22 protein-coding genes are annotated in these 26,676 nt (G+C 68.1%); 13 read left to right on the forward strand and 9 right to left on the reverse strand.

Going from position 1 to position 26,676, the window contains the following annotated elements; all coding sequences use genetic code 11:
- Positions 1–967 precede the first annotated feature (967 nt).
- Entirely contained in the window at positions 968–2,143 is a 1,176-nt protein-coding gene (locus ACFFIO_RS10965) for a ParB/RepB/Spo0J family partition protein (RefSeq protein ID WP_446681843.1), read from the forward strand.
- Between the two features lie 108 nt (positions 2,144–2,251).
- Here the strand turns inward: ACFFIO_RS10965 and trxA are convergent, their stop codons facing one another.
- From trxA to ACFFIO_RS10990, 5 genes are all read right to left on the reverse strand, one after another.
- On the reverse strand, positions 2,252–2,575 hold the full coding sequence (trxA, locus tag ACFFIO_RS10970; RefSeq protein WP_159553498.1) for a thioredoxin: 324 nt from the start codon (positions 2,573–2,575) through the stop codon (positions 2,252–2,254).
- Positions 2,576–2,644: 69 nt separating this feature from the next.
- Complete coding sequence (trxB, locus tag ACFFIO_RS10975) at positions 2,645–3,619, reverse strand: thioredoxin-disulfide reductase (protein ID WP_378041761.1); 975 nt, start codon at positions 3,617–3,619, stop codon at positions 2,645–2,647.
- A gap of 237 nt (positions 3,620–3,856) precedes the next feature.
- Positions 3,857–5,752, reverse strand: coding sequence for a hypothetical protein (locus ACFFIO_RS10980; protein WP_378041763.1), 1,896 nt, complete (start codon positions 5,750–5,752; stop codon positions 3,857–3,859).
- 182 nt (positions 5,753–5,934) lie between these two features.
- On the reverse strand, positions 5,935–7,848 hold the full coding sequence (murJ, locus tag ACFFIO_RS10985; protein ID WP_378041765.1) for a murein biosynthesis integral membrane protein MurJ: 1,914 nt from the start codon (positions 7,846–7,848) through the stop codon (positions 5,935–5,937).
- On the reverse strand, positions 7,845–8,438 hold the full coding sequence (locus ACFFIO_RS10990) for an NUDIX hydrolase (RefSeq protein WP_159553504.1): 594 nt from the start codon (positions 8,436–8,438) through the stop codon (positions 7,845–7,847). The genes murJ and ACFFIO_RS10990 overlap by 4 nt, the downstream gene beginning before the upstream one ends.
- Positions 8,439–8,543: 105 nt before the next feature.
- On the opposite strand from ACFFIO_RS10990, the gene ACFFIO_RS10995 reads away from it, so the two are divergent.
- The gene (locus ACFFIO_RS10995) at positions 8,544–10,214 is read left to right on the forward strand and encodes a tRNA nucleotidyltransferase/poly(A) polymerase-related protein (RefSeq protein ID WP_378041767.1); all 1,671 of its coding nucleotides are present in this window, start codon (positions 8,544–8,546) and stop codon (positions 10,212–10,214) included.
- Here the strand turns inward: ACFFIO_RS10995 and ACFFIO_RS11000 are convergent.
- From ACFFIO_RS11000 to ACFFIO_RS11010, 3 genes are all read right to left on the reverse strand, one after another.
- Positions 10,211–11,971 (reverse strand): formate--tetrahydrofolate ligase, encoded by a 1,761-nt coding sequence (locus tag ACFFIO_RS11000; RefSeq protein ID WP_378041769.1) that lies wholly within the window; start codon positions 11,969–11,971, stop codon positions 10,211–10,213. The genes ACFFIO_RS10995 and ACFFIO_RS11000 overlap by 4 nt on opposite strands.
- A 150-nt stretch (positions 11,972–12,121) precedes the next feature.
- Complete coding sequence (locus ACFFIO_RS11005; RefSeq protein WP_378041770.1) at positions 12,122–12,283, reverse strand: hypothetical protein; 162 nt, start codon at positions 12,281–12,283, stop codon at positions 12,122–12,124.
- 606 nt (positions 12,284–12,889) lie between these two features.
- Positions 12,890–13,975, reverse strand: coding sequence for an inositol-3-phosphate synthase (locus ACFFIO_RS11010; RefSeq protein ID WP_378041771.1), 1,086 nt, complete (start codon positions 13,973–13,975; stop codon positions 12,890–12,892).
- A 258-nt stretch (positions 13,976–14,233) separates the two neighbouring features.
- On the opposite strand from ACFFIO_RS11010, the gene ACFFIO_RS11015 reads away from it, so the two are divergent.
- From ACFFIO_RS11015 to rplI, 6 genes are all read left to right on the forward strand, one after another.
- Positions 14,234–15,835 (forward strand): glycosyltransferase family 87 protein, encoded by a 1,602-nt coding sequence (locus ACFFIO_RS11015; protein WP_378041773.1) that lies wholly within the window; start codon positions 14,234–14,236, stop codon positions 15,833–15,835.
- A gap of 4 nt (positions 15,836–15,839) precedes the next feature.
- Positions 15,840–17,216: a M18 family aminopeptidase gene (locus ACFFIO_RS11020; RefSeq protein ID WP_378041775.1), complete on the forward strand. Its 1,377-nt coding sequence runs from the start codon at positions 15,840–15,842 to the stop codon at positions 17,214–17,216.
- A gap of 254 nt (positions 17,217–17,470) precedes the next feature.
- Positions 17,471–17,785, forward strand: coding sequence for a 30S ribosomal protein S6 (gene rpsF, locus ACFFIO_RS11025; protein WP_115932459.1), 315 nt, complete (start codon positions 17,471–17,473; stop codon positions 17,783–17,785).
- Positions 17,786–17,873: 88 nt separating this feature from the next.
- On the forward strand, positions 17,874–18,452 hold the full coding sequence (locus ACFFIO_RS11030) for a single-stranded DNA-binding protein (RefSeq protein WP_378041777.1): 579 nt from the start codon (positions 17,874–17,876) through the stop codon (positions 18,450–18,452).
- 201 nt (positions 18,453–18,653) lie between these two features.
- On the forward strand, positions 18,654–18,893 hold the full coding sequence (rpsR, locus tag ACFFIO_RS11035) for a 30S ribosomal protein S18 (RefSeq protein WP_010144869.1): 240 nt from the start codon (positions 18,654–18,656) through the stop codon (positions 18,891–18,893).
- Positions 18,894–18,924: 31 nt separating this feature from the next.
- Positions 18,925–19,389, forward strand: coding sequence for a 50S ribosomal protein L9 (gene rplI / locus ACFFIO_RS11040; protein WP_115932457.1), 465 nt, complete (start codon positions 18,925–18,927; stop codon positions 19,387–19,389).
- Between the two features lie 172 nt (positions 19,390–19,561).
- Here rplI and ACFFIO_RS11045 read toward each other — a convergent pair whose 3' ends face one another.
- Complete coding sequence (locus tag ACFFIO_RS11045) at positions 19,562–20,002, reverse strand: DUF1801 domain-containing protein (protein WP_378041778.1); 441 nt, start codon at positions 20,000–20,002, stop codon at positions 19,562–19,564.
- 605 nt (positions 20,003–20,607) lie between these two features.
- On the opposite strand from ACFFIO_RS11045, the gene dnaB reads away from it, so the two are divergent.
- The 5 genes from dnaB to ACFFIO_RS11070 all read left to right on the forward strand — a co-directional run bounded on the left by dnaB (position 20,608) and on the right by ACFFIO_RS11070 (position 26,657).
- Positions 20,608–22,005: a replicative DNA helicase gene (gene dnaB, locus ACFFIO_RS11050; protein WP_371300600.1), complete on the forward strand. Its 1,398-nt coding sequence runs from the start codon at positions 20,608–20,610 to the stop codon at positions 22,003–22,005.
- Positions 22,006–22,063: 58 nt separating this feature from the next.
- Entirely contained in the window at positions 22,064–22,801 is a 738-nt protein-coding gene (locus ACFFIO_RS11055; protein WP_378041779.1) for a M50 family metallopeptidase, read from the forward strand.
- A gap of 144 nt (positions 22,802–22,945) precedes the next feature.
- Complete coding sequence (locus ACFFIO_RS11060) at positions 22,946–23,779, forward strand: SDR family oxidoreductase (protein WP_378041780.1); 834 nt, start codon at positions 22,946–22,948, stop codon at positions 23,777–23,779.
- 67 nt (positions 23,780–23,846) lie between these two features.
- Positions 23,847–24,548, forward strand: coding sequence for a hypothetical protein (locus ACFFIO_RS11065; RefSeq protein ID WP_378041781.1), 702 nt, complete (start codon positions 23,847–23,849; stop codon positions 24,546–24,548).
- 87 nt (positions 24,549–24,635) lie between these two features.
- Entirely contained in the window at positions 24,636–26,657 is a 2,022-nt protein-coding gene (locus ACFFIO_RS11070) for an FAD-dependent oxidoreductase (protein WP_378041782.1), read from the forward strand.
- The last annotated feature ends 19 nt before the right edge of the window (positions 26,658–26,676 follow it).

A 26,676-nucleotide genomic window follows, 5' to 3' on the forward strand; every position in this document is an offset into this window, starting at 1 on the left:
GGGCATTCTGTTTGGGCTCCCCGCATCGACCGATAGGAAGACGGTCTTCCGCGGATGGCCCTTCCTGGCATATGGCAGTCCGTGTGGTTCGCTCCGATCAGATTTGGTGGAGTTCGACCCCTACGTCGCTTCAAGCCCAGGAATCGCCTCGAATGCGAAGGGATCTGTTGCTTTTAATCGGGTAGCGAGTGCTCATAACGGCGGCGCACCATGTTCCACGTGAAACGACGTAGTAGAAAGGAGTACCAGTCAGAACCGGCCACAGGCGGCTGGTTCACGTGAACGCGGCTGTTTCACGTGAAACCGGCCAGTATCGAAGGACCCGGGCTCACTCGGAGTCCTGTTTCATCCCCATACTCGTCCTCTTTACAATCCTGGTTTCGATCCACATCCGCTTCCTCATTCTCTTTTGAACCGCGCGTGAGGAGGCCAGCGTCGTCGCTGTGCTGAACTCAACTGCGCTCCCGAGATCGAGAGCGAGAATCCATCGCAGGCGTCCCGGTTTGATGACACCGGCGTCGGCACGCCAGACGGCGGTATGGCCATCTCTCGAAATCTGGTTTCACGTGAAACGGCAGTAGACTGGAACCCGATGGCGGGCACGATCTAAGGAGTATGCGTGAAGAAGAACCGACGGGGTCTTGGTCGAGGACTTGAGGCACTGATTCAGAACACGAGCTCCGAGGAAGAACTCCTCGCTCCGGCGGTGACATCAAAGCATTCCCAGGATGGCTCTGATTCAGCGGACCCAAACGATGCAGAATCAACCGCAGAGCACCGCTCAAAGGAAGCTTCTTCTCACGTAGACGAGCCACGGAGCTCCCGGCTCGACTCCTCGGAACCGGTCGTCGCCGCCGAGGAAACGGAGGCCGCGGACACGGCACGCGTCTCGACAGTTTCTGAGCAACCGTCTTCCGACCGGGAGACCAATGGTCGGGCCGACCGGATCGACCTCACGAGTAGATATCTGGGAGGGCGCGGCGCCGATGCGACTCGCGCACCGGTTGCACGTGAAACGCGACGTCCCGTCGACGTGTTCTTCCCCGATCGCCGGATCGCTGACGCCAGTGATCCAGCTGATCCGGCTCATACAACTGACGAGGCCGGTGCAGCCGCACCAGGTCGCAAGGCAAAGTCGCGCCCCACGATGCCGCCTGTTAAGTCCGTCGGCATCGTGGGCGTACCGGCCGAGGCTGCTCCCATCGAGCGCTATGCCCCCGTGGAACAACCGGAAACAGTTGAGATCAATGGGTCTGAAGCGGAGCCCGCGAGGGCGGAGGGAGAGCAGGCACCGTCACAGGTCCGCCACCATGGGGCTGTCGGCGACGCCGAGCTGAGAACGATCCCGACGGGGGACATCCATCCCAATCCACGTCAGCCTCGCGAGGTGTTCGATGAGGACGACATGGACGAGTTGGTGGCGTCCATCGCGCAAGTGGGAGTCCTCCAGCCCATCGTGGTGCGGCCCGTTGAGGGGCCCTCTCCCTTCGAACTCGTCATGGGTGAGCGGCGGTGGCGCGCCTCGCAGCGCGCGGGGCTGACCGAGATACCCGCGATCGTGCGGCATACGGCGGACACCGACCTCCTCCGGGACGCCCTCTTGGAGAACCTGCACCGGAGTCAGCTCAATCCCCTCGAAGAGGCTGCCGCCTACGAGCAGCTCCTCGAGGACTTCAACTGCACCCAGGAGGAGCTGTCCTCCCGCATCGGGCGGTCCCGGCCGCAGATCACGAACACCCTGCGGCTGCTGAGGCTGCCGCCGTTGGTACAGCGCCGGGTGGCGTCCGGTGTCCTTTCCGCAGGCCACGCTCGTGCACTTCTGGCCTTGGTGGAGCCGGCCGAGATGGAACGCCTGGCGCAGAAGGTGGTCTCGGAGGGCCTCTCGGTTCGAGCGACGGAGGAGCTCGTCTCACTGCAGGACGGTGTTCGACAGGTGAAGCCGAAGAGCCGTGCTCCGAGGAGCGATCGGCACGAACGGCTGGACTACCTGGCGAACTCCCTGACGGATCGTCTGGACACCACGGTGAAGATCACCCTGGGAGCCCGCAAGGGCAAGATCGCCATTGACTTCGCGTCGGTGGATGACCTCAATAGGATTATGGACCTGATCGGTCAGTCCGGGGCCAACGAAACCAATGGCTAATGAGAGTTAGACACTGACTGCAGTTGACCAGAACAGGTCCTAAACGCAGTAGGGCCCCGTTCCGGCTGGAACGGGGCCCTACTCGCAAAGCACGTCAGTGGCTATTGCTCACTTGAGGTATTCCGCGAACTCCGTCTCCAGGACCTGCTTGGGCTTGGCGCCGATGGAGGTGGCGACCTTCTCGCCTCCCTGGAACACCATCACCGCGGGAATGCTGGTGATGCCGTAGTTGGAGGCTGCCTGGGGGTTGTCGTCCACGTTGAGCTTGGCCACGGTGATCTTGTCAGCGTGCTCGGTGGCCATCTCCTCGAGGATGGGGCTCAGCATGCGGCAGGGGCCGCACCATTCTGCCCAGAAATCGACGATGACGGGCTTGTCCGAGTTCAGGACCTTCTCCTGGAAGTCCTGGTCGGTGACGTCAATGGTGCTCATGGTTCCTCCTGGTGGGTTTGGTCTGGAATGCCGGCAGGGGCCGGTATTCAGGTCAGTGTGGTCCGGTGCCTAGACGGCGGCCGCAACCAGTTCCTTGACGTCCGCAAGGTAATGCTCGACGTCCTGGGCGGCGATGCATCCGCTGCCGGCGGCGGTGATGGCCTGACGATAGGTCGGGTCGGTGACATCTCCGGCAGCGAAGACGCCGGGAAGCGAGGTGCGCGTGCTGGGGTGGTCGATCCGCACAGTGCCGTCGGCATTGAGCTCGACCTGGTCCTTGACGAGATCGGTCCGGGGATCCGATCCGATGGCCACGAACAGACCGGTGACGTCCAGAGTGGACTCCTCGCCGGACTTCAGATTGCGCAGGTGCAGGGTCTTGAGCTTCTCCTCACCGTCGAGGCCGGAGACCTCGGTGTCCCAGATGAACTCGATCTTCTCGTGGGCCAAGGCCCGCTCGGCCATGGTCTTCGAGGCCCGCAGGTCATCACGGCGGTGGATCACCGTCACCTTGGACGCGAACTTGGTGAGGAACAGGGCCTCCTCCATGGCGGAGTCGCCCCCGCCCACCACGGCGATGTTCTGGTCGCGGAAGAAGAAGCCGTCACACGTGGCGCACCAGCTCACGCCGTGGCCGGAGAGACGCTTCTCACCCTCCACGCCGAGCTCTCGGTAGGCCGACCCCGTGGACAGGATCACCGCATGGGAGCGGTATTCGGTGCCGTTGCCGAGAGTGACGACCTTCGGAGAGGCCTTCAGGTCCACCGCCACGACGTCCTCATACTGGACTTCAGCGCCGAATCGGGTGGCCTGCTGTTCCAGGTGGCCCATCAGTTCCGGACCGAGGATGCCCTCAGGGAAGCCGGGGTAGTTCTCCACATCGGTGGTGTTCATCAACTCACCGCCGGCGGTCACGGACCCGGCGACCACGAGGGGATTCAGGTTCGCGCGTGCAGCGTAGATGGCGGCGGTGTAGCCCGCCGGGCCCGATCCGATGATGACGACGTCCCGGACGGCGTCGGTGGACTCTGGAGCCTCGGTCACGGTGATTCCTTCAGGGGTAGGCAACTGGAACTGTTAAGGGTGGAACATCCCCCGGCAGAAACCTATTCCAAGCCTGTTACCGCCCAACAGATGTCCTGGCATGACTCGACGGCCCCCGTCACCTGGACGGCTTGGGGACAGCCGGGCTATCGCTTCCACCATCCTAAGCTGGCGCCACTGGGCGCAGAGGCGCGTCTTCCGCCCAGCGGAGGCCGCGGACCCCGCCCTCAGCCTCGGTCAGTTGACCTCGACCTCGGCGATCCTCAGGCCGTAGGGCCGGTTGGACGTGGCATTGGAGAGCTCGGGCAGTTCGGTGAAGTTGATGATCACGTACTGTGCCTCAGCCGGAGCGCCCCCCTCATCTGGGATCGGCACGCTGACCTCGGGCCCGGTGAGGGAACCCTCGGCAATCGGCCGGGCGTCGCCGATCTCCGGGGTGTCGCTCAGCAGCACCGAGAACGAGCCGCCGCTGCCGTTGTTCTGGGTGATGTCCACCTGGGAGACGGCGCTGGGTTCCTCCAGCTCGATCACCAGAGCCATGCTCGAGGCATAGCCGCCGAAGGCCGGCTGGGCGAAGGTGTAGGTCTGCCAGGCCGTGGCGGGATTGCCGTCGATGGCATTGGGCAGGGTGGAGTCCGTCTCCGCACTGAGGCCGTCGTCGTCCGGCACCACGCGGGTGGCCGACACGATGGCCGGTTCAGGCAATTGCGACTCCTGGGTCTGTCCTTGCGAGGACTCGGCGGGCGAGGACCCCGGGGTGCTGGATTCGCCCCCTCCCGCCTCCGGATTGCGATTGTTGTCCAGGATGTTGAAGGCGAACACCGCTCCGAGGATGAGCAGCAGGACCAGGATTCCGCCGACGAGCCAGCGGGCGCCCCGCGGCTTGTCCTCCTCGTCGTGCTCTTCGTAGTCGTCGAATTCGGGATAGCCGTGGTCGGCGTCCGGGTGACGGCCGGGGCCGCCTGCTGACCCACCACGGGAGCCTCCCCCAGCCCTGGTAGAGCCAGAACCAGCGCCGGCAGCCAATCCGGCGCCAGCGACGCCGGCCGCGAGGACTCCGGCACCGCGGCGGTCTTCGGTGTGGGTCTCTCCGGCAGCACCGGCCTGGTCATCGCGGGCGGACTCGTAGGGGGCGTCGTCCCACAGCGTGACCTTGGGCCGCTCAGCGGCACGCTGGCCCGGGTCCCGCCCCGGCTTGGGGCTGTGCCGGCCGATGGCCGGGGAGGCGACGGCGGCCGTGGGGGCCTCACCCGTGTCCTCGGACACCTCACCCGTTTCCTCGGAGCTGCCGAGGTCGGAGGCATCTCGGGACGGTCCCTCTCGCCCATCATCGGATGGGGTCCCCACCACGGGCGACGCGGGGGTCGCAGCAGCGTTCCGGTCGGCGGCCGAGGACGTCGCGGTGACCTCGTCCTGGGCACCGGTCCAGTCAGCGTCGCTGACCGTCTCCGGCAAGGGCGTGTCATCGGTGCGGAGCACCGCGGAACGGTACGGACCGTTCCCGTCCGGCGCGCCGTCGTCGTGCCCCTGGGGGTTCCTCGCCGCCATGGCGCCGGCGGCACCGGCACCCGCTGCACCGGCAGCAGCCCTGCCGTCCACGGCGTCCTTGGCGGCGTCATCGGAACCGAGCCGCTGGCTCAGGCGGTCGGAGATGCCGCGCAGGAACTTGGGGCGGCGTGTCTCCGTCTCCGGCCCGGCATAGCCGTCGTCCAGCTCCTCGTAGTACTCCTCGTCGTCCTCGTAGACCTGCGGCTCGTAGGTGCGGGCCTCGCCGAAGATCTCCGAGCCGAGGGTGTCCGTGTAGAAGGGCTCCACATAGACCTGCTGCTCGCGGGTCATGTCCAGCAGGTCCTCGGGCGCCGGGTTGCCGCCGGCGATCAGGTAGGTGCGGCCCTCGCTCAGGCCGAGGTCGAGGACCTGGATGGTGCCCTGCCGCTCACCGGTGGCGAGTTCGCGGGCCGAGGCGGCCACCTGGGAGGCATGATCGGAGGAGGCGACCAGGATGGAGACATCGCGGTTCAGGACTTGGTCGCGGCCGTCCAGCACCATGTCCTGGTCGGCTGACGTCAGCACATGTCCGGTGACGAGGTATCGGCCTCCGAGGACCATTCCCTCTTCAATGGGCTGCGGCACGGTGTTCCTCCAGGTCGGTGGCCCGGGCCAACGGTTGGGTATGGCCGTCCAGGTGGACGGGGGTGCCTCTGGCGCCACTGCGGGGAGTGGCCGGCCACGGGCGGACCCGGGTGCGGTCGGGTCCATGCTACGGCCGACGGCGGGTTGGTGCGCGGTGAACCGCCGGACGGCAGGCCAGGAAATTACCGGGTCAACCCGGGGATCTTCCGGGCCAGCGGCCCCAGGAACTCCGTCAGCTCGGGCAGTCGCATGGCGCGGAGCATCACGAAGTACACGACTATCATGACCAGCCCGACGACGGCGCAGCTCACCAGGGCGGTAATGATCGTGGACCAGGGGAACCCGCCGGAGTACCCGCCGATTAGCCACAGCACCAGGGCGCCGGCCACGCCGGAGACGACGGCGGCCACGCCGGTGCGCAGGTAGGCGTCCAGGACCTCGCCGGCGCCGTAGTCCCCGTAGTGGCGGCGGACCAGCACATGGGCGGCGACGAACTGGGCCACGTGCAGGAGGGTGAACACGGAGACCATGAGGTAGGCCATGGCCCAGCTGGGCATGAAGATCGAGGCCACGTAGGCGATGACCAGCGTGCACGCCGCGGTCCCGACCTGCACCAGCATGGGGATCCGCGCGTTCTCAGCCGCGTAGAACATGCGCATGAGATAGATGTGGGCCGAGCGGAACGGCATCCCCAACGCCAGCAGGATGAGCAGCTGTCCGATGGCCACGGCGGACGCCGCAGCGGTCTCCGAGGAACCGGCGAAGACGCGTCCCAGCGGCCCGGCGAGGACGAGCACCACGACCGTGGAGAACATCATCGGGACCGCGAAGTTCCGCAGACCCCGGCTGATCGTGGCCAGGGCCCCCGGCACATCGTCCCGGTGCAGCGACCGCGCGAGCTGGTTGAACAGCACGGTGGCCAGGGACAGGACGAACACCGAATGCGGAAGCACCGTGATCAGCTGGGCGATGTTCAGGGCCATGAGCCCGGGAATCGAGGCCTCGACGACGGCGGGGTCCAGCCCTTCGAACGGCCCGCCGGACCCGCTGGCCTCACCCAGGGAGGCACGGGCCTCGGTGGCCCCGGACACCAGGCGGGCTACCAGCAGGTTGACGACGTTGCCGGCCATCATGGTCACGAGGGTGTACCCGGCGAGCTTGCCCGTGGACCGCAGGCCCATGCCCTTCCAACCGAACTTCGGCTTTAGCCCCAGCCCGAGCCGGCTCAGCGGGACGAAGAGCACCAGGGCCTGGACCACGATCCCGAGGGTGTGTCCGCCGGCCAGCAGGACGGTCTGGCCGGTGGTCCACTCCGCCAGTTGATCGCCGCCGGCCTGGTAGGAGCCGAACATCGCGAGGTAGAGGCCGATGACACCGATCGCCACCACGTTGTTGGCCACCGGGGCCCACATGTACGCGCCGAAACGGCCGTTGGCGTTGAGGACCTGCCCCAGCACCGCGTACACGCCGTAGAAGAAGATCTGCGGGAAGGTCCAGAGCGCGAACGCCGTGCCCAGAGTCAGCATCGCCGGCGACCAGTTGCTGGTCAGCGCCACCATGATGGGGGCGGCCGCGAGCGTGATGACCAGGGTGGCCGCGGCCATGACCAGGACCGCGAGGGTGATCAGCCGCGAGGTGTAGTCGGAGCCCTTGTCCGGCTTCTTCGCCGCCTTGATGAGCTGTGGGACCAGCACCACGTTGAACACGCCGCCGGCCAGCAGCATGTAGATGATGTTCGGGATCGTGTTCGCGGACTCGAAGATGTCCGCGGCCATGGCGGTCGAACCGATGGCCACCGTGAGCAGGGCTGTGCGGACGAAACCGAGGATGCGGGACACCAGGGTGCCCGCGGCCATGATGGCACTGGACTTCGCCGTGCTGTCCGCCTCGGAGGAGGCAGCGGCGGAGGCTGTGACGGAGGCCGAGGCGGAACCGGGGTCGGACGCTGAGACAGGAGCGGGGTCAGGAGCGGGAACCGGAGCAGGAGGACGGACGGTACTCCCGGTACGGCGTTGGGGCACGGTGCCGGGGCGCCGCGGACCGGGGGAATCGCCGCGGTCCGGGGTGTCCGGCGTCGTAGTGGGGGTGTTCTTCACCGCTCGGAGTCCGACAGATCCGGGAACCTGCCCTCATGCTCGGGGAGTACGTCCCGCGCGAGGTCCACGATCCGGCGTTCGTTCGGGAAGGACAGCTTGGCGTTGAGCACGTCCAGGCCGACCCAGGCCACGTCCACAGCCTCATGGTCCGGGTCGTTCTCCGTGGTCAGCTCGCCACCGGTGGCCTGCAGCAGGTAGTGGTGCACGGTCTTGTGCACGCGGTGGCTGGAGACGGTGAACCAGTAGTCGATGGATCCCAGCGACGCCAGGATGTCCCCGGCGATCCCGGTCTCCTCCTCGACCTCGCGGATGGCCGCCTCGCCGTGGGTCTCCGCGCCCTCCGGATGGCCCTTGGGCAGGCACCACTCCAGCCGGCCGCCGCGGTTGTAGCGGGCGATGATGGCGACCTCGAGCCGGCCGCCGTACCGGCGCACCACCAGTCCGCCGGCGGAGATCTCCTCCACCGTGGGCAGGGAGCCCTGCGCGGACTCGCCGGGCGTGCCCGGCTGTCCCGGGCGCCGGGGCACACGCCGGCCCACCGATGCGGTGAGCGGAGTGCGCTTGGGGGCGCTCGGAACGGGATGAGCCATGCATTCCACTGTAGCGGGCTGAACCGGAACCGCATCCGGCAACACCGGAGTCCGCACCCCGGTTGTCCTCACCGGGCCCCCGGATCTGGCACCCTTAAGCACACGATGAATCCCACCGCCCCCTCCTCTCCTTCGTCCGGCACGCCCGCAGGTGCCGGCGTCCAGCCCTCCGGCACCGACCTCGCCGACCTGGTTGACCAAACCGGCCTCGTTGACCTGCCCGTGGGGTTTCCGACCGGTGCCGGCCTGCCCCCCGTGGTGCTGGAACTGGGCCGGATGTTCGAGGCCGCTGGACATGAGCTGTCCCTGGTGGGCGGCCCGGTCCGGGACCTGTTCCTCGGCCGGGTGTCCCCGGACCTGGACTTCACCACCGACGCGGACCCGGACACCACCCTGAGGATCGCCCGGAAATGGGCGGATGCGCACTGGGACATCGGCCGGAAGTTCGGCACCATCGGCTTCTCGAAGGGCGGATGGCAACTCGAGGTCACCACATACCGCGCCGAGCAGTACGACCGGGACTCCCGCAAGCCGCAGGTCGCCTTCGGGGACTCCCTCGACGAGGACCTGCTGCGCCGCGATTTCACCGTCAACGCGATGGCCATCCGGCTGCCCTCCCTGGAACTCGTGGACCTGTTCGGCGGGGTCAAGGACCTGGCCGCCGGACGGTTGCGCACCCCCGGCACGCCCGAGGACTCCTTCTCTGATGATCCGCTGCGGATGATGCGGGCCGCGCGCTTCGCCTCCCAGCTGGGCATCGGCGTGGACTCCTCCGTGGTGGAGGCCATGACGGCCATGGCCGAGCGGATCACGATCATCTCCGCCGAACGCGTCCGGGACGAGCTGGTCAAGCTCGTCAACGGATCCCATCCGCGGGCCGGCCTCAACCTGCTCGTGGACACCGGCCTGGCCGAGCACGTGCTGCCCGAACTGCCGGCGCTGAAGCTGGAGACGGACGAGCACCACCGCCACAAGGACGTCTACGAGCACTCGCTGACGGTCCTGGAACAGGCGATGGGCCATGAGTACCTCGCCGAGTTCGAGGAGCAGTGGGCGGCGGAGCACCCGGAAGCTTCGGGTGGCGGGACAGGAGAGGCAGGAGAGGCAGGCGAGGACAGCGATGGCGAGGCGAAGACGGAACGGTTCGTGCCGCCGTCGGGCACCTATGTCCCCGCACCGGACTTCGTCCTGCGCTTCGCGGCCTTGATGCACGACGTCGGCAAGCCGGCGACCCGCCGCTTCGAACCGAACGGGGCGGTCACCTTCCGCCACCACGACGTGGTGGGGGCCAAGCTGGTCAAGCAGCGGATGCGGGCGCTGAAGTTCGACAACGACACGATCAAGGCCGTGGCCCGGCTGGTCGAGCTGCACATGAGGTTCTACGGTTACGGCGACGCCGGCTGGACCGATTCCGCTGTCCGTCGGTATGTCAACGACGCCGGCCCGGTGCTGCCGCGACTGCATGCCCTGACCCGCTCGGACGTCACCACGCGGAACCGCCGGAAGGCCGAGCGGCTGGCGTTCGCGTACGACGACCTGGAGCGGCGCATGGTGGAGATCGCCGAGAAGGAGGAGCTCCAGGCGGTGCGTCCGGACCTGGACGGATCCCAGGTGATGCAGATCCTCGGGATCAAGCCCGGGCCCGTGGTGGGGCGCGCCTACAAGCACCTGTTGGAGTATCGCCTGGACGAGGGGCCCCACGACGTTCAGACGGCCACGGCCGAGCTGTTGCGCTGGTGGGCCGAGCAGCCGGAGGCCCAGGGGGCTGAGGACTAGAACAGGCCGGTGACGCGGCCGTCCGCGTCCACGTCCATGGAGTCGGCCGCCGGCTCCTTCGGCAGCCCGGGCATGGTCATGACGGCCCCGGTCAGGGCGACCACGAAGCCGGCGCCCGGCCGCAGCAGGAGCTCACGCACCAGCACGGTGAAGTCGCTGGGCGCCCCCAGCACCGCCGGGTCGTCGGTGAACGAGTACTGTGTCTTGGCCATGCACACGGGCAGGTGGTCCCAGCCCTCCTCGACCAGTTGGACGAGCTGCCGGGCGGCGGTGGGCGCGTACTCCACGGCGGATCCACCGTAGATCCGGGTCACCACGGCCTCGATCCGCTCCGCGACCGTCATGTCCGCCGTCCAGAGGGAATGCCAACCGGAGGCCATGCCCTCAGCCGGCAGGACCTCGAGGAGCCGGCGGGCCACGTCCAGGGCGCCTGCCCCGCCGCGGGCCCAGACCTCGGCCACCGCGGCGGGCACACCCCGGCGCGCACACCAGCTGGTGAGCCAATCCAGCTCGGCCCGGGTGTCCTGGGGGAAACGGTTGATCGCGACGACCACGGGCACCCCGTAGGCGGCCATGTTCTCGATGTGCCGGGCCAGGTTCGCGACGCCGGCCTCGAGGGCCTCGAGGTGCTGCTTTTCCGCGTCCCCGGTGTTCCGGTCGAGTTCCTGCGGGGCCATCCCGCCGTTGAGCTTGAGGGCCCGCACCGTGGCGACGATGACGCTGGCCGCCGGTGGGAAGCCCCCGGCCACGGAGGTGATGTCCATGAACTTCTGACCGCCCAGGTCCGCACCGAAGCCGGCCTCGGTGACCACCACGTCGGCCAACCTCCGGGCGGTGTTGGTGGCCGTGATGGAGTTGGCCCCGTGCGCGATGTTGGCGAAGGGTCCGCCGTGGACGAAGGCAGCCGAACCACCCAGGGTCTGCACGAGGTTGGGGTGGAGCGCATCCTTGAGCAACACCGCCATGGCCCCCTGGGCGCCGTTCGGCCCCAGGTCCCCGACCGTGACCGGCCGCTGGTCACGGGTCCGGCCGATGATCATGCGGGACAAGCGGTCCTTGAGGTCCTCGAGACCGGTGGCCAGGCAGAACACCGCCATGGTCTCGGTGGCCACCGTGATCTCGAAGCCGTTCTCCCGGGGGACCCCCTCGGTGCGGCCGCCGAGACCGATGATGGTCTCGCGGAGGGCGCGGTCGTTCGTATCCAGGGCCCGCTTGATCGAGATCGTGCGGGGATCGAGGCCGAGGGCATTGCCCCGGTGGAGGTGGTTGTCCACGAGGGCGCAGAGCAGGTTGTGGGCTGCGGTGATGGCATGGAAGTCGCCCGTGAAGTGCAGGTTGATGTTCTCCATCGGCACCACCTGCGCGTACCCGCCGCCGGTGGCGCCGCCCTTCATGCCGAACACTGGGCCCAGGGAGGGCTCACGGAGTGCGGCGATCGCGGTCCTGCCGGCCCATTCTGCGGGGGCGTCCCCGGCCTGCGCCAAGAGGTTCAGGCCGTCCGTGAGGCCGACGGTGACGGTCGATTTGCCCTCACCGGCCGGCGTCGGGCTGATGCCGGTCACCAGAACGACCCTGCCGAGCTGGTCGGGACTGCCGGGTGGGGCACCGTTGCCGGAGCCGCCCGGGAGGCGGCGGGTGTCCACCTTCGCCATGTAGTGCCCGTAGGGGATGAGCGCGTCGGCGGGGATCCCGGCCCGGCGGGCGACGTCGGCCACCGGTTCGAGCGTCGCGGCCGCGGAGATCTCGGCGTCGTTCATGGGGGTGATCCTCGCATAGCGGCGGTGGAACGGGAACGGGTTCATCCGCGCCCCGGCAACGGAACTGGCGGCCGATGGATGACCTCACACCGGCCACGGGGGGCCGATCCGAGGTATCCGTCGACCGCCAGATGCGGGCCTGGATGCTGGTCACCGGGGAAAGATGATGAAGTCCGGCGGCAAGGGGATGTCGTCCCGGATCGGCGACCGTTCCTGGTCAGGCAGGAAGGGTGCCGGGCGGAAGATGGTCCCGAAGCGCTGCTTTCCGGACCGCCGGCGTTTGCCGCGGTGGTCATCGAAGTGCTCACTCACGTGCTGTCACCCCCTTCCCGTGACTGAAGGGGGTCCGGTCAGGATCGGGGGTGTGCTGGGTGGAGAACTGTGTGGAGAGATGGATGGACATGGCTGGGGTTCCCTTGGTTGGGGGCCTCAGCGATGGGCAAGCGGCTCAGGGGACATCCACCAGAAAGATCTGGAAGTGGGTCCTGCTCTACGGTTCCTCCAGGACGGGAAGGGCCCGGGAAGGGGAAGCTCAGCTGGTTGCGGTCAGCGCGGAGGCGGGGTTGGGCAGATGAATGGCGGCGACTCCTGGCCACGCCAGAAGGACGCCGGACGCGGTGTAGCCACCGTTCTCAGAGTCATTTCCATAGATCATCAATTTCCCCACCTCCTTCAGATGAGTCCGTCCGCCGATGAAGAGCGGAAAAGCCGACAAGGAAGCGCGCCGAATCCTGACGGATCAGGGCACCACTGGAGATTAGTACCCGACCTGTGGCGTGCGACACCCCTACCCGTGAGTAGCCTCAGAGGCAACAAAAAACTGGCGGTCGAGACCGCACCAGTCTCCGGATTCAACGCCGGAAAACGGTGCGATCTCGACCGCCAGTCGAGCAGGGGGCTGAGCAGTCGGAAGAGGGCTCAGCGCTCGATCTCGCCGCGGATGAAGGCCTCCACAAGTTCGTGGGCCTCATCGTCATGGTGCTGGACCGGCGGGGACTTCATGAAGTAGGACGAGGCCGAGAGGATCGGTCCGCCGATGCCGCGGTCCAGGGCGATCTTGGCCGCACGGACGGCGTCGATGATGACGCCGGCGGAGTTCGGGGAGTCCCAGACCTCGAGCTTGTACTCGAGGGAGACGGGGGCGTCGCCGAAGTTGCGGCCCTCGAGGCGGACGAAGGCCCACTTGCGGTCGTCCAGCCAGGACACGTAGTCAGAGGGACCGATGTGCACGTCATCCTCGCCGAGCTTCGCGGAGGTGTTCGAGGTGACGGCCTGCGTCTTCGAGATCTTCTTGGACTCCAGACGCTCACGCTCGAGCATGTTCTTGAAGTCCATGTTGCCGCCGACGTTCAGCTGGTAGGTGCGGTCCAGGGTGACGCCGCGGTCCTCGAAGAGCTTCGCCATCACGCGGTGGGTGATGGTGGCGCCGATCTGGGACTTGATGTCATCGCCCACGATCGGCACGCCGGCGGCGGTGAACTTCTCGGCCCAGGCCGGGGTGCCCGCAATGAAGACGGGGAGCGCGTTGACGAAGGCGACCTTCGCGTCGATGGCGGCCTGTGCGTAGAACTTGGCGGCCTCCTCCGAGCCGACCGGGAGGTAGCAGACGATGACGTCGGCCTGGGTGTCCTTGAGGACCTGGACCACGTCGACCGGCTCGGCGTCCGACTCCTCGATCGTCTCGCGGTAGTACTTGCCGAGACCGTCCAGGGTGGGGCCGCGCTGCACGGTCACTTGGGTGGCGGGGACATCCGCGATCTTGATGGTGTTGTTCTCGGAGGCGGTCAGGGCCTCGGAGAGCTCCACGCCGACCTTCTTGGCGTCCACGTCGAAAGCGGCCACGAACTCGAGGTCATCCACGTGGTAGTCGCCGAACTCCACGTGCATGAGTCCGGGGACCTTCTCGTCCACGGAGGCATTGCGGTAATACTCCACCCCCTGGATCAGCGAGGTGGCGCAGTTTCCCACGCCCGCAATGGCCACACGAATCGGGTTCTTAGACACCGGTACTCCTTGTTGTCCTGATGGTCCTGGGGCCGCACGCCGGGCGCGGCGGACCGGGTCCCGCATGACGGGACTCAACGCTGGTGGGTGCCGTCGACCCGAGTGGGCGCGGCACAACCCCATCCACTTTACGCCGGATGACGTCTGCGGACGGCATCGTGTCCAACCGTGCCGGGATCCCCGCTATTCCCGCACCCGGCTCCCGGCCGTCCCCAGCTTCCGGTCGGGACCGCTCCCGCTCTCCGTAGGATGGGGCCCATGAGCCTGCGCACCCCGGCCCCCGGCCCGCGGAAGGCCGGGGCCTCCTCGTCCACCTACCCCGGAGGTCACGACGCCGGCCGCCCGCTCCCGGCCTCCGTCCCGTCCCGCACGGACGGGCTGGTGCGCAGGATGCGCGAGCTGCTCGGTGGACCGGCCGGCAGGCACACCGTCCCCGGGCGGATGACGGGCACGTTCTTCACCCCCATGCGGGTCCTGATCCTGCTGACCACCCTGTCGGCGATCGTCGCCGTGCTATTGAAGTCCCCCTGCCGCCTGAACGGCTGGGGTCAGCCCACCGTGTACTACGCCGGCTGCTACTCGGACTGGTCCGCCCTCTACGGCGGACGCGGCTTCGCCGAGGACCCCTTCGCCCCCTTTGCCGCGGGGGCGAGCTTCGAGTACCCGGTACTGATGTCCGTGGTGGCCTCGATCGCGGCGGTGGTCTCCCAGACGCTGCCGTTCTCGGACCTCAACCCCTCGCTGGCCTACTGGGACGTGAACTTCGTGTTCACGGCGGTGCTGTGGATCGTCACCGTGGTGGTCACGGCCAAGTCCGCCGGACGGCGGCCCTGGGACGCGCTCATGGTGGCCGTGGCCCCGGGCATCATCCTGGCGGGCTCCGTGAACTGGGATCTGTGGGCGGTCGCGCTGCTGGCGGTGGGGATGTGGCTGTTCGGCGGCCGCAGGCCCCTGCTGGCCGGGATCTTCTTCGGCCTCGGTGCCGCCATGAAGCTCTACCCGTTGCTGATCCTCGGCGCGTTGCTCATCCTGGCGGTCCGCTCCCAGAAGTGGGCGCCGTTCCTCTGGGCCGCACTGGGCACGGTGACGGCCTGGCTGGCGGTCAACCTGCCGATGATGATCGGCAACCTCCAGGCGTGGAGCGTGTTCTTCACCTTCTCCGGGGAGCGTGGCCCGGGTCTGAGCTCGATCTGGCATGCGTGGGACGTCACCATGGGCAAGATCGGCGGGCCGACGATCAACGCCGAACAGCTGTCCCTGCTGGCCTACGGTGCCTTCTTCGCCTGCTGCTGTGCCATCTTCGCCCTGGGCGTGCGGTGCCGCTACCGGCCCCGGGTGGCCCACCTGGTCTTTCTGATCGTGGCCGCGTTCGTGCTGTGCAACAAGGTGTACTCCCCCCAGTTCGTCATCTGGCTCATCCCCCTGGCGGCGCTCGCCGCCCCGCGCTGGCGCGACTTCCTGATCTGGCAGTTCCTCGAGGTCCTGCACTTCTGGGCCATCTGGATGTACCTGGCGAAGGGTGCCTCCGGCTCCGAGGTCCAACACTCCATGGACGACACCTTCTACGTGCTGGCGATCCTCGGCCACATGGCCGCCACCGTCTACCTGATGTTCCGGGTGGTGGAGCAGATGCTGAATCCCTGGGAAGACCCGGTGCGCGCGTCCCTGCCCGGCGGACGGATCTGGCGCACCGGCAACGCCGGCCAGGGACACGTGGCGGCCGCGGCCCGGCTGGAATCGCTCGGCTTCGACCCCTCCGAGGCCCGCAGGCTCCCCGTCGACGACCCCTTGGGAGGGCTCTACGACGATGCTCCCGACCGGGCCCCCTGGCTGCTCCAGGCCCACGCCCCAGTACGGTAGGGCCATGACCGCACCGGACACCGACCCACCCCGCCTGACCCCGGACCTACCGGAGTACCTGCAGGACCTGGCCGACTTCGTGATGGCCAGCCCCTCGAGCTACCACGCCGCCGCCGAGGGGGCCCGGCGGCTGGAGGAGGCCGGATACGTCCGCGTGAACGAGGCGGTGGATTTCCCGGCGGAGCCCGGCGGGTACGTCCTGGTCCGGGACGGTGCCGTGACGGCCTGGCGGATTCCCGACGCCGGTCACATCTCCGCCACCCCGGTGTTCCGGATCCTCGGCGCGCACACCGATTCGCCGACCTTCAAGCTCAAGCCGAAGCCGTCCACGTCTCGTGAGGGCTGGCTGCAGGCCGGAGTCGAGGTCTACGGCGGACCCCTGCTGAACTCCTGGCTGGACCGTGAACTGTGCTTCGCCGGCCGCATGGTGACCGTGGACGGACGGGAACACCTGGTCCGCACCGGTCCGATCGCCCGGTTCCCGCAACTGGCCATCCACCTGGACCGCGAGGTCAACAGCGGCTTGAAGCTCGACCGGCAGCAACATCTGAATCCGGTCTGGGGTGCCGTGCCGGTGGGAGACACCGGCGGACGGACCGCGGACCTGTCGACCGACATCCTGGCCGTCCTGGCGCGCACCGCGGGGCTGGAGGCCGACGCGGTGGCGGGCTTCGACGTCGTGATGGCCGATACCCAGGCGCCCGGAGGGTTCGGGGCCTCGGGCGAGCTCTTCGCCTCCGGACGACTGGACAACCTGTCCTCCGTCCACGCCGGGCTGGTGGCGATGGAGTCCCTGAGCACCTCCAGCGTGGTGGCGGATGGGGTGGCCGGTGAATCCGCCGGGGCACCGGTGATCCCGGTGCTGGCCGCCTTCGACCACGAGGAGCTCGGCTCCGCGTCCCGCTCCGGTGCGGCCGGTCCCGTGCTGGAGGACGTGCTGCGCCGGGTGCTGGATGCCCTCGGTGTCTCGGGCCAGGGGTCCGCACGGTCGTTCGCGGGATCCTGGCTGCTCTCTGCAGATGCCGGGCACCTGGTCCACCCGAACTATGCCGAACGGCATGACCCGGTGAACCATCCCCGGCCCAACGGCGGTCCGCTGCTGAAGATCAACGCCAACCAGCGCTATTCCACCGATGCCGCCGGGGCTGCCGCCTTCGCCCGCTGGTGCGGGGTGGCCGGGGTGCCGTTCCAGGAGTTCGTGTCCAACAACGGCGTGCCGTGCGGTTCCACGATCGGTCCGATCTCCGCGACCCGGCTGGGCATCCGGACCGTGGACGTGGGCATCGGGCTGTTGTCCATGCACTCGGCCCGTGAGATGTGCGGCGCCGAGGACCCGGCGAGGCTGGCCGGGGCCGTCACCGCCTTCTACGAGGGCGTCTGATCCGCACCACTGCACCGTGGACCGGGGCGCGGTGCGTTGTCCACAGTGCTGCGGCCGGGGCTGGTGCCGCGGGCCGAAGCGGATGAGACTGGGATCGATCCGCTTCGATTCCGGTTCGCCGCCAGCGCGGGCACAGGGTAGGATAGCTAAGGTTTTCTGCGTGCCGTCCCATGACGGACTCCGCGCAGATCCATCGCACAGAACCTCCTGTTACGGAAGTACCGTGACCGTCAGCCCAAAGGAGGTGGGTTCGCATGCGTGCATATGAACTGATGGTGCTGGTTGATCCCGAAGTGGATGAGCGCACCGTTGAACCGACCCTGCAGAAGTACCTGGAGGTCGTCACCAAGGACGGCGGCTCCGTGGACAAGTTCGATCTCTGGGGCCGGCGTCGCCTGTCCTACGAGATCCAGAAGAAGGCTGAGGCCATCTACGCGGTCATCAACTTCACCAGCTCCCCGGAGACCTCCAAGGAACTGGACCGACTGCTGGGTCTGAACGAGACCATCCTCCGCACCAAGATCACTCGCCCGGAAGAGCAGAAGATCTCCGCGGAGACCGCAGAGTAATTTCCGTGTTGGCATCCCCCGGGAAGCCGCACACCCACGCCGATATCACCGCCGAACGGCACGGACGTAAGGCACTACAGGAGGCATCATGGCCGGAGAAACCGTCATCACCGTCGTTGGAAACCTGACGTCCGATCCGGAACTGCGGTTCACCCCCTCGGGTGCTGCCGTGGCGAACTTCACCATCGCCTCCACCCCTCGGACGTTCGACCGCCAGTCCAACGAGTGGAAGGACGGGGAGACCCTGTTCCTCCGCGCGTCGATCTGGCGCGAGGCGGCGGAGAACGTGGCCGAATCGCTGACCAAGGGCACCCGCGTGGTCGCCCAGGGCCGGCTGAAGGCCCGGAGCTACGAAACCCGTGAGGGCGAGAAGCGTACGTCGTACGAGCTGGACGTCGACGAGGTCGGTCCCTCGCTGCGCTACGCCACCGCCAAGGTCACCAAGTCCAACAGCTCCGGCGGTGGCGGCTTCGGTGGCAACTCCGGTGGTGGCTTCGGCGGCGGCCAGGGTGGCGGCGGCTTCAACCAGGGGGGCAACCCCGGTGGCCAGGGCGGCGGCAACGCCGGCTGGGGCGCCGGAGGCGGCCAGCAGAGCGATCCGTGGGGTGGTTCCTCCACCTCTGCCGGATCCTGGGAGACCCCGGGCAACGACGAACCTCCGTTCTGATCCCGGGTTCTCCACCCCACACCGCATCATCCAGGGACTGGTGTCCACCAGACCCGCCACCGGTCTCCGGTGCCCTCGGGCACTGACTGACCGGACGTCGTCGGGAACCGTTTCCCGCACGGCACAGCAGGTGGCGAGCCACCTGCGATCCCATCCCGCAGAACCGTTCTGCGGGCTCCCGAATATCGAAGGAGCACCACGATGGCGAAGGCTGAAATCCGTAAGCCCAAACCAAAGTCCAACCCCCTGAAGGCCGCTGACATCACCGTCATCGACTACAAGGACGTTGCACTGCTGCGCAAGTTCATCTCCGACCGCGGCAAGATCCGCGCGCGTCGCGTGACCGGCGTGACCGTGCAGGAGCAGCGCAAGATCGCCCAGGCCATCAAGAACGCCCGTGAGGTTGCCCTGCTTCCTTACTCCGGCGCTGGCCGCGGCTGATCGACCGAGTCGAGGAAGGAACAGATACCAGATGGCAAAGCTCATTCTGACCCAGGAAGTGACTGGCCTGGGCTCCGCCGGTGACGTCGTCGACGTCAAGAACGGCTACGCCCGCAATTACCTGCTGCCGCGCGGTTTCGCGACCCTGTGGACCAAGGGCGGGGAGAAGCAGGTCGAGTCGATCAAGACGGCCCGCCAGATCCGCGCCGTGAAGTCCCTCGAGGAGGCCCAGGCCCTGGCTGCACAGCTCCAGGCGTCCGCGGTCAAGCTCGAGGTCACCGCCGGTGAGGGCGGCCGCCTGTTCGGCGCCGTCAAGGCCGCCGACGTGGCTGACGCCGTCGAGGCCGCAGGCCGCGGCAGCATCGACAAGCGCGTCGTGACCCTGCCGTCCGCCATCAAGGCGACCGGCCGGTTCCAGGCCCATGCACGTCTGCACGAGGATGTCCTGGCCGTGATCGACCTGGACGTCGTCGGAGCCAAGACGAAAAAGAAGTAACTGAAGAAGTAGCTGAAGAATCAACTGCAGAAGCAACTTCAGAAGTGACTGAAGGACTGGCTCTCTAGTCGACCTTGGTCCTCAGGTCCGTGGCCGGTCGGATCCCCCGGGAACCGACCGGCCACGGCTTTTAAGCAACGTTGCCGCTTCGCGCGCGGCGCCCGGCTCGACGTCAACCCTCGGTGCGGGGCTGATCGACGAGCTCTGTCATGTGGCGGTAGCCCGTCTGGATGAGTTCCTCCAGGACCCGCACGTCCACGTCCGCCAGTGTGTTGACGTAGAGGCACCCCTTGCCGACCTTGTGCTTGCCGAGTTTGGACAGCAGCTCGGGGGCCTCCGGCTGCACGAGGAGGCCGTACAGGGACTGGCTGGCCTTCCGCGGGGCGAAGCCGACGGCGAGGGCATCGCCGCGGTGCCCAGACGCATACTCGTAGTGGTAGCTGCCGTAACCGACCATGGTCGGACCCCACATGACGGGCTCCTCTCCGGTGACGCGTCGGAACATCTCGTCCAAGACCTCGGCATCGGCACGGCGGACGGGGTGCTCCACCTGCGCGATGAACTCCTCGACGGGAGTCTGGGTGGGTTTCGTCTTGTTCTCATAGCCGGCCATGCGCCTATCATTCCAGTCCCTACAGCAGGAGGGAATGTGAAAGCACCGGGAGACCAATAGAGGCTGAGTGGGGGCCGGACGTGACGGATGTGACAACGGGGGCGGCCACAGGTTCTCCGGGTGGCCGGAACAAGCGGTATCGGGGCATACAACCACGGGTACAAACCATGTGGACAAGCTGTGGACAACTCTGAAGAGCACGGCCTCCAGGTTGCATCCATGACGCTGCTGGTGCTAGATCATCACCCGTAATCCCCAAGCAAATTCTTTTCTATCCACAGCCTCCACTACATAAAAGCCCCTGTCAGGACACTGTTAGCGCTGAATGCACAGGTTAATCCCCGGAGTTGTCCCCACGCTGTGCACACAACACGCCGCTGAATCCACACGTTATCCACAGGAGGTGTGGATTACCCGGTTGAGGGAGGGTCGACCGGCGAGTAGTGTCACCTGGTATCCCCTTCAGGCGGAGCCGGGTATTGGCTGGGGTTCACGGCGCACATCCGGCACGACATCGTCTGCGGAATCCGCCGCTTCGGGGCAACCGATGCGGCGGATTCCTCTGGGGGAATTCGCACCGCGAGGAGTTTGCCGGGCCGTCCGGTATGGGAAAGGGAATCGAGTACTTGGCATCAGAGGATTTTGATTCCACCGACGGCGCCGGCGGCTCGCGGGCCCATCTGCTTCCACCGCAGGATCTGGTGGCCGAGCAGTCCGTGCTCGGGGGCATGATGCTCTCCAAGGACGCCATCGCGGACGTCGTGGAACTCTTGCGGGGCAACGACTTCTACAAGCCGGCCCACGAGATGATCTATGAGGCGGTCATCGACCTCTACGGCCGTGGTGAGCCCGCTGACGCCGTCACGGTGGCAGACCTGCTCAACAAGCGGCAGGAGCTCTCCCGCATCGGCGGCCCGGCCGTCCTCCACGAACTCATCCAATCGGTCCCCACCGCCGCCAATGCCGGCTTCTACGCCGAGATCGTCCGCGAGAAGGGTGTGCTCCGCCGCCTGGTCCAGGCCGGCACCAAGATCGTCCAGATGGGCTACGGCCAGGACGGCGAGGTCGAGGAGATCGTCAACGAGGCCCAGGCGGAGATCTACAAGGTCGCCGAGACCCGTCAGTCCGAGGACTACGTGGCGCTGTCCGGGATCCTCGAGCACACGGTGGACGAGATCGAGGCCGCAGGGTCCCAAGGCGAGGGCATGACCGGTGTCCCCACCGGCTTCTATGAGTTCGACGAACTGACCCAGGGTCTGCACGGCGGCCAGATGATCGTGATCGCCGCCCGCCCCGCCGTCGGCAAGTCCACACTCGCCCTGGACTTCGCGCGTGCCGCCGCCATCAAGAACAACATGACCTCCGTCTTCTTCTCGCTCGAGATGGGTAAGAACGAGATCGCGATGCGCCTGCTCTCGGCCGAGGCCACCATCGCGTTGCAGGATCTGCGCAAGGGCACCATCCGGGACGAGCAGTGGTCCAAGATCGCCGCCACCGTCGGTCGGCTCAATGACTCCCCCTTCTTCATCGACGACTCCCCGAACATGTCCATGATGGAGATCCGTGCCAAGTGCCGCCGCCTGAAGCAGAAACACGATCTCAAGCTCGTGATCCTCGACTACCTGCAGCTGATGAGCTCCGGCAAGAAGGTCGAGTCACGTCAGCAGGAGGTCGCCGAGTTCTCCCGTGCCCTGAAGCTGCTGGCGAAGGAACTCGACGTCCCGGTGATCGCCCTGTCCCAGCTGAACCGTGGTTCCGAGCAGCGCACGGACAAGAAGCCGCAGGTGTCCGATCTGCGTGAATCGGGTTCGATCGAGCAGGACGCGGACATGGTCATCCTGCTGCACCGCGAGGACATCTATGACAAGGAGTCCCCCCGTGCGGGCGAGGCGGACCTGATCGTGGCCAAGCACCGTAACGGCCCCACCAAGACCATCGTGCTCGGCTTCCAGGGCCACTATTCACGGTTCTCCAACATGGCGCCCGACGCCGGCGGGTTCTGACGGTGCCCACGGCACCTCCGAGCCACGCGCGCGGCTGAGAGACCTGCCGATGGAACTCATGACGGATCTCTGGGCGCGGGCCACCGCCGTCCACGCACCCCTGGACTGGCCGATCGCGCTGGCGATGGCCGGCGTCGCGCTGGTGTTGGCCTGGACCCCGCCCGGCTACCGTGTGGTGCGCCACGTGGTGACCCTGGTGCACGAGGCCGGGCACGCATTGGTGGCCGTGCTCGCCGGTCGCCGGCTCAGCGGCATCAGGCTGCATTCCGACACCTCCGGGGTGACCCTGTCCCGCGGCAGGCCGCGCGGGCCCGGGATGGTGCTGACCCTGGCGGCCGGCTATCCGGCCCCCGCGCTCGTGGGCCTGGCGGGTGCCTGGCTCGTGGGTGCCGGCTTCGCCGCCGGGTGGCTGTGGCTGCTGGTCCTGACGTGTGCGCTGATGCTGCTGATGATCCGCAACCTCTACGGGCTGTGGGTGGTGCTGGCGACCGGCGTGGCCGTGGGGGCGTTGTCCTGGCTGGCCTCGACCGTCGTCTTGGTGGCCGCCGCACACCTGGTGGTCTTCTCCCTGCTCTTGGCTGCTCCCCGCTCCGTGGTGGAGCTGCAGCGGCAGCGGCGCCGGGTGCGCCGCGCGGCCGGTGGCCGCAGCGGTGCCACGGCCGGCCTCGCCAGCGACGTCGACCAGCTGTCCCGCCTGACCCGCGTCCCGGCGGCCGTGTGGATCGGCGTGTTCTGGCTCGTCTGCGTCGGCTGCCTCGCCGCCGGCGGATGGATGCTCTGGCCCGTGTGGTCGTAGAGGTGTTGACTGTCCCCGCCACGGCGCTCCACGGTGGACCCACGCGGGGAACGCCCCGAGGACGATCCGCCCCGGGAGGGACATCATGGCATCGACGAGCGCCACGACCAACCACCACAGCATCTTCTTCAAGCTGGTCTCCCGATGACGGCGGTCCCGGCTCCAGCTGAACGGCCGCCGGTCTTCGAGCCCCGGCGGATCATCATCTCCGGCGCGGACTCCGGCATCGGCAAGGCGACCGCTGTCGCGTTGGCCCGAACGGGGCGCCAGGTGGGCCTCACCTGGCATGAGGACCGCGCCGGGGCTGAGTCCACCGCCGCGGAGGTGGAGGCCGCTGGCGGGACGGCCCACGTCCGACACCTGGATCTGGCAGATCCCGCCAACGGCACCGCACTGGTGGACGAACTGGCCGAGACGATGGGCGGGGTGGACACGCTCGTCCTGTGTTCCGGCACCGGTACGGCGACCAGGCTGCTGGAGATGGACCTGGAGACGTGGCAGCACGTCCTGCGGGTGGACCTCGACGGTGCCTTCTGCTGCCTGCAGGCGGCCGCGCGGCGGATGGTGGAGGACGGTACCGCCGGCCGGATCGTGGCCATCACCTCGGTGCATGAGCACGCACCCCGCGTGGGGGCCGGACCCTACTGTGCGGCCAAGGGCGGGTTGGGTCTGCTGGTCAAGGTCGCTGCCCTGGAGCTGGCGGAGTACGGCATCACGGTGAACGCCGTGGCCCCGGGGGAGATCGCCACCCCGATGACGGGCCAGGAGGACGAGTCGGTGGTGCAGGGCAAGGGCCGCCCCGGTATCCCCGTCGCCCGCCCGGGGGATGCTCGGGAGGTGGCCGCAACCGTGGCCTTCCTGTGCGGTCCCGACGCCGGCTACGTCACCGGCGCGTCCTGGGCGGTCGACGGCGGCATGCTCACCATGGGGCCGATGGCCGGCTCGCACCTGGACAGCGACGACTGGCGCCAGCCGTGACTCGATAGAGCCTCCCCGACCTGTGGATGGGGCCATGAGCGGCACCGATGGCCGTTAAGGTGGACTCATGGGGACCTACGCACCGGGAGAGCCCTGGACTGCCCGGGATCAGATGCTGCTGAGGACGGCCCAGGTGATGCACGCCTATGCCCACGGGGAGTTCGACCAGATCCATCCCGTCCCCGTGGACTTCGCCGTCGCCGGAACCTTCCCGGAGAACCGGGTCATCGCGAGTGCCCCGTTCCGCCGCGCCGTCTATGGATCGGGAGGGGACGGGAGCTACGTCCACAACAGCGGCCTCTTCCTGGCCACCGGCCGGTTCGGCCTGGCCCTGACCGCCGGGGCTGCCCTCGGACGGGCCATCGGCAACTCACGGCGCCGCGCGGACGCCCAACGGATGGCCCAGGCGGACTGGCGTCCGTTCGACCAGGGAGCCGTGTTCGTGAATCAATACGGGTTCTACCTGAGAACCGCTGCGGGGCTCCTGTGGTGGGGCTGGGATGACCTGCTCGAATGCCAGATGGTCGAGCCCGGCCGGCTGGCGATGCTGGGGGTCACGCCCGAGGGCCAGCGCAATTTCATGCTGGATTCGGACCTGGCCGAGCTGCTGTTCGCGACCTGGGCACTGGTCCGCCAGCCCCAGCACTGGCAATTCCTGCAGCGGGTGTGGCTGATCCCGGCGTGGCTGGAGCACTACCGGAGCGTCTACGGCGCCTCGGCGTTCGACTTCGCCCGGGAGTTCCCGGACCACTTCGGCCAGCTCTCCTGACAGACGCACCCGGCCTGACGCCAGGGTGAGCCCGGCACGTCGACGGAACCTGACATCCGAGGGGCCCACGCACCTACCATGCGGACCATGAAGGTCGTCGTGCTCGGGGCCACCGGAACCATCGGAACACTCATCACCGCGCGCCTGCGCGAGTTCGGCCATGAGGTCATTGCCGCCAGCCGCAGCTCCGGGGTGGACGCGGTGACGGGCGAGGGACTCGAGGCGGCACTCGCCGGCGCGGACGCCGTGGTGGATGCGCTGAACCGGGAGACCCTGAGCGCCGCCACGGCGATCGAATACTTCACGACGACGGCCGGGAACGTCTGCGCGGCGGCCCGCCGGGCCGGCGTCGGGCGGCTGGTCTGCGTCTCGATCGCGGGGGCGGCCGATCCGGCCGTGAACAAGGCGTACGGGTACTACCGTGGCAAGGCGGCGCAGGAGCACGCCTACCGTTCCTCGGGGCTGCCCGTGACCATCATCCATTCGACGCAGTGGTTCGAGCTGGTCCCCACCATCCTCCGGCGGACCACCCTGGGCCCGGTCGCCGTCCTCCCGACGATGCGCATGGCGCCCGTCTCCGCGGCCTCCGTGGCCCGGCTGGTGGCGGACGAGGTAGCCCGGAAGCCAGACGGACGGACGGGGCACGAGGTGCGGGAGGTGGCCATCCGCGGGCCGGAGATCCTGACGGCGGCCGAGGTGGCCCGGAGGATGCTGGCGGTGCGGGGCTCCCTCGGCGGCAAGAGCCCGAAGAGCATCCTGGAGGCGCCCCTGTTCGGCCGTGCCATCGCCTCGGGCGGTCTCATCCCGGAGGGCGGGCTGGTGGACGAGGTCACGCTGGAGCAGTGGCTGGCCGGCACCCGGCCGCACGCCGTCCGGGAGGCCTACGACTACGTGATCGTCGGAGCCGGGATGGCGGCCGCCAAGGCCATCGACGGCATCCGGGCCGAGGACCAGGCCGGGAGCATCGGGGTGTTCGGCGAGGACCCCTCCGCCCCGGTGTACCGCCCGGACCTCTCCAAGACCTTGTGGCTGAAGGAGGACGCGAGCCTGGAGGAATCGCTCATGCTCTCTGAGGCACCGGGTGCGGCGAAGGCCCCGGATGGGAACACCGAGCTACACCTCGGCACCACGGTGGCGTCCCTGGTCCCGGACGACCGCTCCCTCACCCTCGGCGGCGGGCAGCGTGTCCGCTACGGCAAGCTGCTGCTGGCCACCGGGGCGGCACCCCGTCTGACCGGGCTCGAACCCGGCGCGCGGGTCCTCTACTACCGGACCGTGGACGACTTCCGGCGGCTGCGCGAGCTCGCCCGGCCCGGGGCGCACGTGGTCGTGGTGGGCGGCGGGTACATCGGCACCGAACTCGCGGCCGTGCTGACCCAGAACGAGGTCCGGGTGACCTTCGTGGTCACCTCCGTTCCGCTGCTGGCCCACCTGTTCCCCGCGTCGTTGGCCCAGACGGTCACCCGGGAGTTCAGCGACCGCGGTGTCGAACTGGTGGTGGGCCGGCTCGCCGGCGGCTCCACCCGGCGCAAGGGGGTCACCGTCCGCCTCGAGGACGGGACCGAGATCGCGGCGGACGCGGCCGTCGTCGGGGTGGGGGTGTCCCCGCGCACCGAACTGGCCCGGGCCGCCGGCCTCGCGGTGGACGACGGGATCCTGGTGGACGACCACCTGCGGACCGGGGCGCACAGCATCTACGCGGCGGGAGATGTGGCGCGCTACCCGGACCGACTGCTGGGGGTCCGCCGCGTGGAGCATGCAGCGGCGGCCGAGACCATGGGCACGGTGGCCGGACGGAACATGGCCGGGGCACACCGGCCCTACCGCACCACCCCGTTCTTCTGGTCCGACCTGTTCGACTTCGGCTATGAGGCCGTCGGCGAGGTCGACACCCGCCACCGGACGGTCGAGGACTGGGCCGGAGAGGATGGCCAACCGGACCACTCCACTGGCGTGGTCTACTACGTCGATCAGATCGGCGCGGTGCGCGGCGTGCTGCTGTGGAACGTCTGGGAATCGGTGAAACCGGCCCGGAAGCTCATCGAGAGGACGGGGCTCGAACCGGTCAGGGACCTGGATTCGCTGCGCGGTGAGATCCCGTTGGGGTGACCGCCTGACCGCCTGACCG

The organism is Citricoccus parietis (assembly GCF_042433045.1).
In the GTDB taxonomy this organism is placed as follows: domain Bacteria; phylum Actinomycetota; class Actinomycetes; order Actinomycetales; family Micrococcaceae; genus Citricoccus; species Citricoccus parietis.

What these genes read in the sequence shown, in the direction of transcription:
- trxA (WP_159553498.1), bottom strand. Translation starts at nt 2,575, where the DNA reads ATGAGCACCATTGACGTCACCGACCAGGACTTCCAGGAGAAGGTCCTG.
- ACFFIO_RS10990 (WP_159553504.1), bottom strand. Translation starts at nt 8,438, where the DNA reads ATGGCTCATCCCGTTCCGAGCGCCCCCAAGCGCACTCCGCTCACCGCA.
- ACFFIO_RS10995 (WP_378041767.1), top strand. Translation starts at nt 8,544, where the DNA reads ATGAATCCCACCGCCCCCTCCTCTCCTTCGTCCGGCACGCCCGCAGGT.
- ACFFIO_RS11000 (WP_378041769.1), bottom strand. Translation starts at nt 11,971, where the DNA reads ATGAACGACGCCGAGATCTCCGCGGCCGCGACGCTCGAACCGGTGGCC.
- ACFFIO_RS11015 (WP_378041773.1), top strand. Translation starts at nt 14,234, where the DNA reads ATGAGCCTGCGCACCCCGGCCCCCGGCCCGCGGAAGGCCGGGGCCTCC.
- ACFFIO_RS11020 (WP_378041775.1), top strand. Translation starts at nt 15,840, where the DNA reads ATGACCGCACCGGACACCGACCCACCCCGCCTGACCCCGGACCTACCG.
- rpsF (WP_115932459.1), top strand. Translation starts at nt 17,471, where the DNA reads ATGCGTGCATATGAACTGATGGTGCTGGTTGATCCCGAAGTGGATGAG.
- ACFFIO_RS11030 (WP_378041777.1), top strand. Translation starts at nt 17,874, where the DNA reads ATGGCCGGAGAAACCGTCATCACCGTCGTTGGAAACCTGACGTCCGAT.
- rpsR (WP_010144869.1), top strand. Translation starts at nt 18,654, where the DNA reads ATGGCGAAGGCTGAAATCCGTAAGCCCAAACCAAAGTCCAACCCCCTG.
- rplI (WP_115932457.1), top strand. Translation starts at nt 18,925, where the DNA reads ATGGCAAAGCTCATTCTGACCCAGGAAGTGACTGGCCTGGGCTCCGCC.
- ACFFIO_RS11045 (WP_378041778.1), bottom strand. Translation starts at nt 20,002, where the DNA reads ATGGCCGGCTATGAGAACAAGACGAAACCCACCCAGACTCCCGTCGAG.
- dnaB (WP_371300600.1), top strand. Translation starts at nt 20,608, where the DNA reads ATGGGAAAGGGAATCGAGTACTTGGCATCAGAGGATTTTGATTCCACC.
- ACFFIO_RS11055 (WP_378041779.1), top strand. Translation starts at nt 22,064, where the DNA reads ATGACGGATCTCTGGGCGCGGGCCACCGCCGTCCACGCACCCCTGGAC.
- ACFFIO_RS11060 (WP_378041780.1), top strand. Translation starts at nt 22,946, where the DNA reads ATGACGGCGGTCCCGGCTCCAGCTGAACGGCCGCCGGTCTTCGAGCCC.
- ACFFIO_RS11065 (WP_378041781.1), top strand. Translation starts at nt 23,847, where the DNA reads ATGGGGACCTACGCACCGGGAGAGCCCTGGACTGCCCGGGATCAGATG.
- ACFFIO_RS11070 (WP_378041782.1), top strand. Translation starts at nt 24,636, where the DNA reads ATGAAGGTCGTCGTGCTCGGGGCCACCGGAACCATCGGAACACTCATC.